The organism is Arcticibacter sp., assembly GCF_045629565.1.
Lineage (GTDB): Bacteria > Bacteroidota > Bacteroidia > Sphingobacteriales > Sphingobacteriaceae > Arcticibacter.
The window spans coordinates 17,355-30,444 of record NZ_JAZQRL010000042.1 but is presented as its reverse complement, the minus strand read 5'-3'; the positions used below and the strand labels follow the sequence as shown (position 1 = coordinate 30,444).

At 43.2% G+C, this 13,090-nt stretch carries 8 protein-coding genes; all 8 read left to right on the top strand.

The features are described 5' to 3' along the window. The first annotated feature begins 127 nt into the window (after positions 1-127). The 8 genes from ACKI5J_RS05465 to ACKI5J_RS05430 all read left to right on the top strand — a co-directional run bounded on the left by ACKI5J_RS05465 (position 128) and on the right by ACKI5J_RS05430 (position 13,043). The gene (locus tag ACKI5J_RS05465; protein WP_407427311.1) at positions 128-1,942 is read left to right on the top strand and encodes a serine hydrolase domain-containing protein; all 1,815 of its coding nucleotides are present in this window, start codon (positions 128-130) and stop codon (positions 1,940-1,942) included. A gap of 111 nt (positions 1,943-2,053) precedes the next feature. Next, positions 2,054-3,277 (top strand): NlpC/P60 family protein, encoded by a 1,224-nt coding sequence (locus ACKI5J_RS05460; protein WP_407427309.1) that lies wholly within the window; start codon positions 2,054-2,056, stop codon positions 3,275-3,277. A 5-nt stretch (positions 3,278-3,282) separates the two neighbouring features. Further along, on the top strand, positions 3,283-4,413 hold the full coding sequence (locus ACKI5J_RS05455; RefSeq protein WP_407427307.1) for a dipeptide epimerase: 1,131 nt from the start codon (positions 3,283-3,285) through the stop codon (positions 4,411-4,413). 1 nt (position 4,414) lies between these two features. Further along, positions 4,415-5,650 (top strand): serine hydrolase, encoded by a 1,236-nt coding sequence (locus ACKI5J_RS05450; RefSeq protein ID WP_407427305.1) that lies wholly within the window; start codon positions 4,415-4,417, stop codon positions 5,648-5,650. A gap of 111 nt (positions 5,651-5,761) precedes the next feature. Continuing rightward, positions 5,762-6,622 (top strand): phosphodiester glycosidase family protein, encoded by an 861-nt coding sequence (locus tag ACKI5J_RS05445; RefSeq protein WP_407427303.1) that lies wholly within the window; start codon positions 5,762-5,764, stop codon positions 6,620-6,622. 27 nt (positions 6,623-6,649) lie between these two features. Next, a complete protein-coding gene (locus ACKI5J_RS05440; RefSeq protein WP_407427442.1) occupies positions 6,650-7,813 on the top strand; it encodes an exo-beta-N-acetylmuramidase NamZ domain-containing protein in 1,164 nt (387 codons plus the stop codon). Between the two features lie 225 nt (positions 7,814-8,038). After that, complete coding sequence (locus tag ACKI5J_RS05435) at positions 8,039-11,308, top strand: SusC/RagA family TonB-linked outer membrane protein (RefSeq protein WP_407427301.1); 3,270 nt, start codon at positions 8,039-8,041, stop codon at positions 11,306-11,308. Between the two features lie 10 nt (positions 11,309-11,318). Beyond that, positions 11,319-13,043, top strand: a complete 1,725-nt coding sequence (locus tag ACKI5J_RS05430; RefSeq protein WP_407427299.1) for a RagB/SusD family nutrient uptake outer membrane protein — start codon at positions 11,319-11,321, stop codon at positions 13,041-13,043. Positions 13,044-13,090: the final 47 nt, after the last annotated feature.

Below are 13,090 nucleotides of genomic sequence, written 5' to 3'. Positions count from 1 at the left end.
CCTTCTGGTGGTGAGTTCAATTATAGGTCTGGAGGAGGATATGTTGAACGTAGTGCGGAGGATTAAATGAAAAATTTCTAATAAGAAAAACTTACCGAAATAATATTCAACAATCAGATAACATCATATGAAGTTTGGCAATTTGATTTCCTTTAAGGTTTTTATGCTTTGCAACCTGATTACTTCAGGCGTGTTTTCGCAGCAGCATAAACTCAATACGAGATGGATTAAGGAGAGGAGAGACGTTGAGAAGACTACAGTATTGCTTAATAACGAGCGGGGACTTATTCCTCTGAAGGATCTGACCGACAATCGTATGGTCAGTGTTAGCTTTGATTCCAAGTACGCACCGGCGTTTGACCGGGTTTTAAATCTTCATGCCAAGGTAGAAAGTGTAGATGCCCGGGGATATCTGGGTAAGTCCGGCCGAATGGGAGATTTGAGTTACGATTTAAAGTTCTTTAACACGATAATCGTGCAGATTTCAGCCGATCAGTTACAGGATAATCAAGTTTTAAACTTTATTACGGACAATCAGAAAAATAAGCAAATCATCATCGCGGCCTTCGGTGGTAAGGAGGTTTTGTCCAGATTGAATGATCTATCTGTGCCGATTATCTGGACGCAACATTATTCTGTAGAAGCAGTAGATTATGTAGCCCAGGCAATTTTTGGCGGTCTGCCTGTTACGGCGAGGCTCATGTTCGATATCTCAAAAAAGTACAGGAAAGGTGCGGGATTCGACACTGAGGTAATCCGTCTTACTTATACAGTGCCTGAAGAGCTGGGTATTAATTCTAAAGACCTGCAAAAACCTGTAGACGCAATTATTGCTGAAGCTATTGCTCAACGAGCGACACCAAGCGCCGTCCTGATGTTGATAAAAGATGGCAAAGTAATCCTGAACCAGGCGTTCGGCTCTCACACTTATGAGGGCGGGCAGAAAACGAAGACGACCGATATATATGATTTGGCATCTGTAACTAAGATAACTGCTACTACTCCCGCTGTGATGAGGCTGTTTGAGGAGCGCAAGTTAAACCTGGATACCCCGGTAAGTGCCTATATACCGAAGGCTTGGGACACCGATAAACGAAATATCCCTGTTCGTCAGGTTATGCTCCATGAGGCCGGCTTTGTTCCTTTTATTCCGTTTTTTAAGGACATCAAGGCCAATGATTTTCGTAGAGATTCTTCTGCTGCTTATCCGGTTGCCGCATCGCAGAACTATTACTTCCGTAAGGGTTTTTTTAAAGATATGATGTGGCCGCTAATGCTGAACTCCGCGTTACGCGACACAGGTAAATACGTTTACTCTGACTTGAGTATGTATTTCATGAAGGAGATTGTGGAGAGCATAACATCTCAACCTCTGGAGAGCTATGTTCAGGAGAACTTCTATAAACCCCTGGGAATGCAACGAGCCGGGTATAATCCGCTTTATAGATTTCCTAAAGAGCAAATCGTTCCTACAGAAGTAGATACACTATTCAGGAATACACTGTTGCAGGGCTATGTGCACGATCCCGGAGCATCTATGGTTGGTGGTATTTCAGGTCATGCCGGTCTGTTTGGATCTGCTACAGACCTGGCTATCTTTTACCAGATGCTTCTTAATGGGGGCACTTATGGGGGGATCCGGTATTTCAAGCCCGAGACCATTAAAACATTCAGCTCAAAACAATCGCGCACGAGTCGTCGGGGATTAGGTTTCGACAGGAGTGATGTGAAGACTGAATACCCTTCGAAACTTGCTTCAGGTAATACGTTTGGACATACAGGATATACCGGTATAAGATTATGGGTTGACAGGGATGTAAACTTAATTTATATACTCTTAACAAACAGAGTTCACCCTGTTACGTCAAACAAGCTGAATGATTTGAGTATCAGTTCCCGGCTTATGGATTCGATTTACGAAGTTTTGTCTAAAACGGAATAAAAATCGGTTTGTTTTGCGTTTTTATGCAATGTATTTAACAAAAGTTGCAAGAATTGCTCTATTTTGGGTGATAAATTCAGTATATTTAGGTATTGTCTATTGGCTTAATTCATGAAAACGGTAATTGCAATCTTTATGTGCCTCTTTGGCGCTTCTTTGTTGTCAAAAGCAGAAGGAACGGACTCGCTTTTGGCAAGTCATTACGGAAATATACTGCACCAAATAAGAACCGAGTTTGCTCCTGACAGGCGTACTGACCTTTTTGACCTCACTGTCGTTAATGGTGTGCTAGAAGTGGAAACCACAAGAGAGGACGCCCTGGCAAAGTTCAGGTTGTTGATCAGGGAAAACAAGGAAGGGAAGCTGAAGTTGGTGGAAAAACTGCTTCCCGCCAAAGACTTAGGTGAAAAAGTGTTTGGAATAGTGAGGTTGTCGGTTTCCAACCATCGGCAGGAACCTGCACATTCTTCAGAAATGGTGACGCAGACTCTGCTGGGAACACCGGTGCAACTGCTGAAAAAGCACAAGGGATATTATTTGGTGAGAACCCCCGACCGATATATTTCATGGCTAAGTGCAGAGGAGGTTATCCCGCTCACAAGTCGTGAAATGCAGCAGTGGAAAAAGGCCAACAGGGTTGTCTACATGCCAGAATATGGGCATTCTTTCATCACAGCATCCAATAAGTCTCTCCCGGTGTCTGATCTTGTAAGTGGAAACATACTGGAAGTTGTTGGTAAGCGCAAAAAGTTTAGCAAAGTGAAATATCCCGATGGTCGGATCGCATGGGTTTTAAATAAAGAAGTGATGAGTCTGGATGACTGGCTGTCGAGACCATTGCCTGCTGGTGAGGATGTGCTAAAAACGGCATTTAAATTTGTCGGCGTTCCGTATCTATGGGGCGGCACGTCTTCTAAAGGAATGGATTGCAGTGGATTTACTAAGACCTGCTATTTTCTTAACGGGATCCAACTATCTCGTGACGCGTCGCAGCAAGCGCTTTACGGTGAAAAGATCGATATTTATGATAACGATAGCTTGAGTGTAGAAAAGTGCCTGGCGAACTTAAGAGCCGGTGACCTTCTTTTCTTCGCCGCCGGACGTGCAAAAAATATGAACGCGCGGGTTACACACACTGCGATCTATATCGGCGAAGGGGAGTTCATTCAGGCAGCAGGGCTTATAAGAATAAACAGTTTGAAGGAGGATGCTCCCAATTATGCCGATTTCCAGAGCCGGACGATTGTAGGAGCCCGACGGATCCTTAATTCAGTTGGTACACCCGGTATCAGCCGTATAGGACAAAGTGAACTTTACAAAACAGCATCACAATAATATTTATGCATAGCAGAAGAGATTTTATCAAAACAACAGGTTTGCTAACAGGCGCAACTATGATAACAGGATCGTCCGACTTAATTGCTAAGGCGTCATCAGAATGGGCTGGCAAAGGTAAAATGCAGCTAAGTTATAAGGCATATACGCTTAACCTTCGTCATGCTTTTAACCTTGCTACAAGCTCGAGGACGACCACTCCGGTCGTGCTTACGCAGTTGAGTTATAATGGCGTTACCGGATATGGGGAAGCATCGATGCCTCCGTATCTTGGCGAATCGCATGAAACGGTACTTAGGTTTCTTTCTAAAGTTGACCTTTCGGCATTTGAAGATCCTTTCCAGATGGAAAAGATCCTGGATTATGTTGATGGAATTGAAGAAGGAAATAAAGCCGCAAAAGCGTCCGTAGATATTGCCCTGCATGATCTTATAGGTAAAATTATCAAGCAGCCATGGTACAAAATCTGGGGATATGATGCGACCAATACTCCGAACACATCCTTTACTATCGGAATAGATACACCTGAAGTAGTACGAAAGAAGGTGAAAGAGGCCGATCCGTATAAAATTCTGAAAGTGAAGCTCGGACGGGATACCGATAAGCAGATGATAGAGACTATTCGTGAAATGACCGACAAGCCTCTCTGTGTGGATATTAATCAAGGTTGGACAGACAGACAAATGGCACTGGATATGGCTCACTGGCTTAAGGAAAAAGGGATCGTTTTCCTGGAGCAACCGATGCCCAAGGAGCGGATTGATGATAATGCATGGCTTACCGAAAACAGCCCACTTCCCACTATCGGAGATGAGGCGGTTCAGCGATTGGACGATGTGCTGAAAGCGTATAAAGTCTATAACGGCATTAATATCAAACTGATGAAGTGTACAGGAATGCGCGAAGCACATAAGATGCTGACTTTAGGCCGGGCCCTGGATATGAAGATCATGATCGGCTGCATGACCGAGACCTCGTGCGCAATTTCCGCTGCTGCACAATTATCGCCAATGACTGACTGGGCCGATCTCGATGGTGCACTTTTAATCAGTAATGATGTGTATAAAGGAACAACTGTGGTTGACGGTAAGGTAACGTTGAGTTCAAAACCCGGTATAGGCGTTGAGAAAATCTAATATGTACAGATTTCTGTGGCTTCTTTTGTTTATGATCGGTTCAAGCTTAAGCAAAGGTTATTCTCAGCAAGAAAATGACTGGCTTTTGTCTATGCTGAGGGAGAAGGCCAGTCCGCAATTAAAAGAGATACTTAGTAAACCCGACGAATACCGGGTTCAAGTGGTCTACACTCAGATTGATCGTGACAAAAGGAATAAACCGCATTTTACTTCTTATAAGCTAACTCCTGTTGATCACTATTTTTATCCAGCTTCTACGGTAAAGCTGCCAACAGCACTGCTTGCATTGGAAAAACTCCACCAGTTAAATGTAAAGGGTTTGAATATGTATTCCAGTATGCTTACAGACAGTGGTTTCAGTCGCCAGTTAAAGATATCGCAAGATCTGTCTTCCGATAGCAAAAAGCCTTCTGTAGCGCATTATCTCAAGAAGATTTTTATTGTGAGTGATAATGATGCCTATAACCGACTCTACGAGTTCAATGGCCAGCAGTTTTTAAATGAAAGGCTCTGGGCGCTAGGTTTCAAAAATACGAGAATTACCCACCGGTTCCAATATCCCTTAACGGAAGAAGAAAACAGGCATACAAACCCCATTCGTTTTTATAACGCCGACCAGCTCGTATATGAACAGAAGGGTGAATACAGCAATGTGAAGTTTAATTATCCAAATAGCATCTTGGTTGGAGAAAAGCATATGGATAACGACGATAAGCTCTGGGACGGACCTATGGATTTTTCGCGTAAGAATAATTTCCCCTTAACTGAGCAGCAGGATATGCTCCGGCGCGTATTGTTTCCTGAGTCTGTACCTCGGCATAAGCGCTTTAAACTGAAGGAGGAAGATTATGCTTTATTGTACAAGTATATGTCTATGCACCCTGCAGAAAGCGATTATCCAAAATATGATCCTAAAGAGTTCTTTGAGTCCTATGCGAAGTTCTTCTTTTATAGGGCCGGGAAACAGAAAAAGCCTGATTACATAAAAATTTTTAACAAGGCAGGCTGGTCGCATGGGTTTTTGACTGATAATGCATATATCATTGACCTAAAGAATAATGTTGAGTTTTTGGTGAGTGCTACCATCTATGTCAATAGTGACGGGGTGATAAACGACAATAAATACGAGTACGAAGAGAAGGGCTACCCTTTTTTTAAAGAAGTTGGGGAAATCCTTTATCATCACGAGTTGGCGAGAAAACGATATCATGATCCAGATCTTAAAAGGTTTGAGTAAGATTGCGTAGTTGTGCGTTTTTTATACATTTATCTGCAAGGTGTTGCATGATTCAAAAATTACATTTATCTTCATCTTATTCAGCTACTACACTAACTAATTTCCCTGAACATGATAGTTCTCTTGCGTATCGCACTTGTTTTGATAGGATGTAACGCTGCTTTTGCACAAACAGACTCCAGTGCTGTAGTCAATGCGGAGTGGCTTACCACTAAGATTTCAAAGGGAGTAGTCTTAAAGCGAACTTCCTTCACTCAAAATCTGTTTGCCTCTAACCAATATATCAGCATTCTGGAAATTAAGCAGAAACGGCGATACGCGATTGATCTAGCGTATGAAGATTCCGTACTACGAACGACAAGTGATTTTGGAAAAACGCATAAAGCTGTAGCGGCTATAAACGGTACGTTCTTTAATATGGCTAAAGGCGGATCGGTAGATTACCTTCGGTCAGACGGGTCTGTTATCAACAATAACATCCTGAATAAAGACGGTTCACGGGCCCTGCATCAAAAAGCTGCTATCGCTATCAAGAAGGGCAAACTGTCCCTTTTACAATGGGATGGTTCCGCTAACTGGGAAAATTTTATCAAGGCTGACGACGTTATGGCGACTGGTCCCTTGCTTCTTCAAGACAAGTCGTATGTTTTCCTTGACTCCTCAGCTTTCAACACTGCGCGTCACCCTCGGTCGCTTATTGCTAAGGGTCGAAGAAATAAAGTCTATTTCATTGTCATTGACGGTAGGAGGGATATTGCGGAGGGAATGTCTCTTTTTGAAGCGAGGAAGGTATTAAAATGGCTGAAGCTAAGCGATGGTATTAATTTAGACGGAGGAGGGTCATCCACACTTTGGGTGGCGGAACAGGATTTTGATGGAGTGGTTAGTTATCCTTCAGACAATAAGAAATGGGATCACGAAGGGCAGCGGAAGGTGGCCAATGTAATTTTGCTAAAAAACAATAAAAGATAAGTTATGCTGAAAAAGACATTAGCGAGTATGTTTCTTGTGATTCTCTTAGCTGGAGCCTCACAGGCGCAATTTCGAACGGGTGCCGACCAGACCGAGAGGTATCTTCCCTATCTCAAGGGTAAGAGAATTGGGATGGTAGTTAACCCTACTTCTATAATAGGAAGCAAATCGAGTGTGGATAGCCTTTTTTCTTTGGGTGTTAATATAGTTAAAGTATTCGGCCCTGAACATGGTTTCCGAGGCGATGTCGGCGCGGGAGTTCATGTTGACGATGCAAAAGATCCGGCAACCGGCATTGCTGTAGTCTCGTTATATGGAAAGAATAACAAGCCAACCAGGGAGATGCTGCAAGACATCGACTTAATGGTGTTTGATATTCAGGATGTCGGTGCAAGGTATTATACCTATCTGGCTACAATGCACAGAGTTATGGAAGCGTGTGCAGAGAATGGCAAAGAATTACTGATCCTCGACAGGCCAAATCCAAACGGGTATTTTGTGGATGGGCCGGTACTAAATATGGAGCTAAAGTCCGGTATAGGCATGCACCCCGTGCCAGTTGCTCACGGTATGACCGTTGCAGAATATGCTCAGATGATTAATGGAGAAGGGTGGCTGGCCAATGGGGTTAGATGTAACATAAAGGTCATCCCTCTTATGGGCTATACCCATAATATGCCATATGTGCTTCCCGTGGCGCCATCACCTAATCTGAATTCCAATGCATCTATATTGCTTTACCCTTCTTTGTGTCTTTTTGAGGGAACAATAATCAGTCAGGGCAGAGGAACACCGTTTCCTTTTACCGTGCTGGGCAATCCTGACTTAAAGGGGAAATATGATTTTTCCTTTACTCCTGAAAGTATTAAAGGTATGAGTGAAACGCCCTTATTTCAGGGGCAGCAGTGTTTTGGATTAGACTTGCGTGATGTTGATCTTGAGAAACTGAAAGCCGCAAAGAAAATTAACCTGTCGTGGCTGATAGAAATGTATAAGAGTTATCCTGATAAGGAGAAGTTCTTTGATTTTAAACAAAGTAAGCAGATTGGAAACTTCGACAAGCTCGCAGGAACTAAGGAATTGAAAGAGCAGATTGTTGCCGGTTTATCTGAAACCAAAATTCGCGCAAGTTGGGAGCCTAAATTGTCTGATTTTAAGAAAATGCGAACAAAATATCTACTTTATAAGTAAAAATTCATTAAAAACGCATATTTCTTGAATAAATGCCTGAGGTGCTGTAGTTTTTTTTCCTATGATTTGCATGTTTGTGCAAATTTATAATCAAAAGTTGCATAAACATATCGTAAAATGAATATCTATTATTAAATTTGTTATTGCCAGGGTGCTCTTTATTGCTGTAAAGGACGTTCTGGATTCGGATACATCAAATCAATAAACTCAAACCAAACAAATGTTATGAAAAAAAGGCTACTCACATTTCTAATGGGCCTCATCATGATCACTGTGCAAACTGTTGCACAGCAAAGGACAATAACCGGAACGGTTATTTCCGCTGATGACGGTGGTCCTCTGCCCGGAGTTTCTGTAAAGATTAAGGGTACTACTCAGGGAACCAGTACTGACCAAAACGGTAAGTACACCATACGTGCTAATCAAGGCCAGGTTCTCGTGTTCAGCTTTATCGGTTCAGCCAGCCAGGAGAGGGTAATTGGCTCGGCAGGTCAAGTTGATATTAAGCTGGCCTCAGATGCAAAATCTCTTAATGAGGTCGTCGTCGTTGGTTACGGTACCCAGAAAAGAGCTAACTTAACTGGGGCAGTCTCGACGGTAGATACAGAACTGCTCGAAGCACGGCCAATTACAGATGTCGGTCGTGGTTTGCAGGGTGCTGTACCAGGATTGACTATCACGACAGCAACCGGGGACCTAAATTCAACGCCCAAGATTCGTCTTCGTGGTGTTACAGGTTCATTGAATACCGGATCAGCGGGAGCGCAACCTCTTATTCTCGTAGACAACGTTGAAATTCCGAATCTTAATATGGTTAATCCCGATGATATTGAATCCATATCAGTATTAAAAGACGCTGCGTCTGCATCAATCTACGGAACCAGAGGAGCATGGGGTGTAATTTTGATTACTACTAAGTCAGGAAAAAAAGGAGCTGCTAACAGGATTACCTATTCCAATAATGTGGCCTGGTCTGCTCCAACAACATTGCCTGTCATGGCTAAAGCGTCTGACAACTCGATCGCGTCGTTGACTGCGATTCAGCGTTCGAATCCGAGTGCAACATCTTATGCTGTAATCGGCTACTCTGTTGATCCTGCATCTATTGAAAAGATGAAGGAATGGGAGTCACTTTACTCAGGACAGAATCTCGGAGATGAGATGGTGAAAGGCCGTGACTTCGATATTATTGGCGGCAAGCTGTATTTCTATCGCAGCTGGGATGCCGGGAAGATGTATATGAAAGACTGGACCCCTCAACAAAAGCACGATATTAACATCACAGGCGGTAGCGAGAAAACAAGTTATAACCTGGGCGTTGGATATCTCGGACAGGATGGTGTTTTGAAAGTAAATCCTGATGAGAACGATCGTTACAACTTATCCCTTGGGGTGAATACATCAGTAACTGATTGGTTTGATGCGCGCGGTAAGGTGCTTTACACCAATACCAAAACCAAAACGCCTTTTATTTATAGCGGTACGCAATACGGACCCTGGTATTATCTGTACAGATGGCCGGCAAATTATCCTTACGGAACTTATGAAGGTAAGCCTTTTCGTGGTGCAATCGCGGAAGTAGAGCAGGCGAAAATGGATGCTACAACAAATGCGATGGCACGAGTGTCTGTGGGAGGAACTTTAAAACCCGTCAAGGGGCTAACTATTGATGCTGACTATACCTATACCAATGTAAATGAGCATTTGCATCAAACTGGTGGACCTACCTATGCCTATGACTTCTGGTCATTTAATGGAACCGCGCTCGATTACAAAAACTTTCAAAGTGCTAGTTATAATAGAGTAAGATACTACTCTTACTGGAACGAAATTAATACAGGTAAGTTGTTTGCTACTTACAGCAAGGATATAAAAGATCATTCATTCAAAGCAATTGTCGGTGGTGATATTGAATTATACCGTGCAACAGACCAGTCTTCTGAGAAAAGAAATCTTTTGGATGCCGGCTATGGTGAAATCGACCTGGCAACAGGAGACCAATATGTGGATGGAGCTAATTCGCATTGGTCAACCTTGGGTTTCTTCGGAAGATTGAACTACGCCTATAAAGATAAATATCTTTTGGAGTTGAACGGGCGATTCGACGGGTCTTCGAAGTTTCCGGTTAACGACTTATGGGGCTTTTTCCCTTCAATTTCTGCCGGTTATGTTTTGACGCAGGAAGATTATATGGACTGGAGTAAAACGTTTCTATCATTTCTGAAAATCAGAGCATCCTATGGATCAGTAGGAAACCAGGCCGTGGGAGATTACAAGTTTCTTCCTATTATGGGTGTGCCGGCGGCTGGCTCAGGATGGGTAATGAACGGAATTAATCAACCAACGCTGAACACTCCGAATTTGTTTTCTAGTACTTTGACCTGGGAAACCGTTAGTACAACCGATATCGGTGTCGATGCCAAGTTTTTCAATGGCAGGTTAGGTTTAACGTTTGATTGGTTCCAAAGAAAAACAACCGATATGCTTACTGCAGGAGTAACTGTACCTTCCTCTCTTGGTGCAGGCGCACCGCTTAGAAATTTTGGAGAGCTGGATGCGAAAGGTTGGGAACTGGCTGTTGATTTTAATCACCGCTTTTCGAACGGATTGGGTATCAACCTTGCCGCAAATTTATCTGACGCAACGGAAAGAATTACTAAATTTTCAAGTGCTACAAGAGCCCTTCCAGGACCAATAGCAGGGATAAATACAACCTATTATGAAGGTATGTCTTTGGGTGAAATATGGGGTTATCAAACCGATCGTCTGTTCACCGAGAATGATTTTGCCGGAGTGGGAGCAAATGGCCGTTACATTTATAAGGATGGCGTTCCTTCTCAGGCTCAACTCGAAACAGGATCTTTTTACTTCGGGCCAGGCGATATAAAGTACGTTGATTTAAACGGTGATGGTGTTATTTATCAGGGAACCAACACGGTTGACGATCCGGGAGACAAAAAGGTGATCGGAAACTCTACTCCTCGTTACCAATACGGTTTTCGCGTAGGAGCGGACTTTAAAGGATTCGATCTGGATGTATATTTTCAAGGAGTTGGCAAAAGGGAACTTTGGGCAAGTGGAAACATAGTTTTCCCGGGTTTCAGAGCTGCTGAAGGCTGGTATGAGCATCAAATGGATTACTGGACACCGGAAAATACAAACACTTTTTATCCAAGACCTGCTGACTATGGTGCAGTGGTTGATAAATGGAACTTCCAGCCGCAAACCAGATACCTGCTGGATATGTCTTATTTAAGGATGAAGAATATCACGCTGGGATATACCTTGCCTAAATCTCTTACAGAAAGAATTAGACTTGACAGACTGCGGTTGTATTTCAGCGGTGAAAACCTGTTAACGTTTGACAAGCTTGATGTTCCTATTGATCCCGAGATTGACTTTAGCCAGTCCCAACTTGATTTAGACAGAGCAGGTTTTGGAAGAGCGTACCCGTACAGGAAAACATTCTCTTTCGGTCTTCAAGTTACATTTTAATTAGATACAGATGAAAACCAAGATATATATCATAATAGCTCTTATGGCAACGATAGCCATGGGCTGTAAGAAAACGGACGAGTTCCTTACAAAAAATCCGTTGGATCGTTTGACAGATGACACCTACTGGACCAGTGAAGGGAATGTTCGTACTTTCGCATTTGGATTCTATACCCGTTACTTTCCCGGGTATGCGGCAAGCTTCGATCTGACCTTCGGGGGATATTTTTCGGGTGAAACGCTGAACGACGATTTCGCTCCAACGACACCTACTATCCTCACCCGTACAGTACCCGATAAGGCGGATCTGGTGAAAGAATGGAATTTTACCAATATCAGAAAAGCCAACCTTTTCATCAAACGCGTTCAGCAGGTACCCATGGCGCAAGAGGCCAAAAATAACTGGACAGGAGTTGGTAGGTTCTTCAGAGCTTTGGAATATGCCGACAAGGTTAAAAAGTATGGGGATTTTCCGTACTACAATCAGGAGCTTACAGAAAACGATACTGAGGCTCTTTACAGACCCCGTGATCCGCGTGAGCTGGTGATGGACAGTGTCTTAGCAGATTTTAGATATGCTGCTGCAAATGTTCGGGTTTCTGACGGAGCTACTGGCGCCCAAGGTTTAATTGTAAACAAGTATGTTGTTTTGGCTTTCATGTCAAGAGTGTTTTTGTTTGAAGGTACATGGCAAAAGTATCAGGAAAACAATCTTACAAAGGCGGCGGAGTATCTCGAAGCTTCCAAATGGGCAGCAAACGAGCTGATTACCAGTGGTGCTTTTTCTATAGCTCCAGATTACAGGAAACTGTTTAATTCTCTGGATCTGGCAGGTAATCCGGAAATAATCATGTATCGGAGTTACGTTGTCGGGGTTCTGACTCATGCGCTAAACAGTTATAATAATAAGGAGCCTCAGTCAGGAGTATCAAAAGATGCTGTGGAGTCCTATCTTGACAAAAATGGTTTACCTATTGCTCACCCGTCCTCTGTGTATAAGGGAGACAAGTCAATTGCCAACGTAATGGCCGACCGGGACCCCCGTCTGGCTTTTACCTTAGCTCCAACGGTTCGTTTGAACGGAGTAGTAGCAAATTTTTCAAGTTCTGGTTATGCAACGCATAAATTCCTGAATGAGGATATCAGGGATCTGACAGAAGGGAACTCTAACCTGAATCCAACAGATGCTCCGGTTATCCGTTACGCTGAGGTGCTGCTTAACTATGCAGAAGCGGCAGCAGAACTGGGATCTCTTACCCAGGCTGACCTTGACAAAACAATCAACAGGATCAGAAAGAGGGCAGGTGTCAATTTACCGGATCTTACTGTATCTGGAACGCAGACGCTTGTCAATGGAATGTCCTATGACGATCCTAACCGAGATCCTTCTGTTTCTTCCATTATTTGGGAAATCAGAAGAGAGCGAAGGGTTGAGCTCATGATGGAAGGATTCCGTAATGACGACCTGAAGCGTTGGAAGAAGTATGAATATCTGGATACAAAAGCGAATCCTGATATCAACAGAGGTGCTTGGATAAAGAAATCTGACTATCCAACTACTACAGCTGTGATTGAAGGCTCAGCACCTGAAGGATATATTATTCCAGCTCCTAAAGCAGAGTCTCAAAGGGTATTTGATAATCCCCGAGTATACTTGTCGCCACTGCCTCAAGATCAGATCAAATTATATCAGGATAACGGTGTTACACTAACCCAAAACGCTGGTTGGGAATAGAATTGTCCTAATAACCCTCCGGTAATCTCCGGAGGGTTTTTACTAAA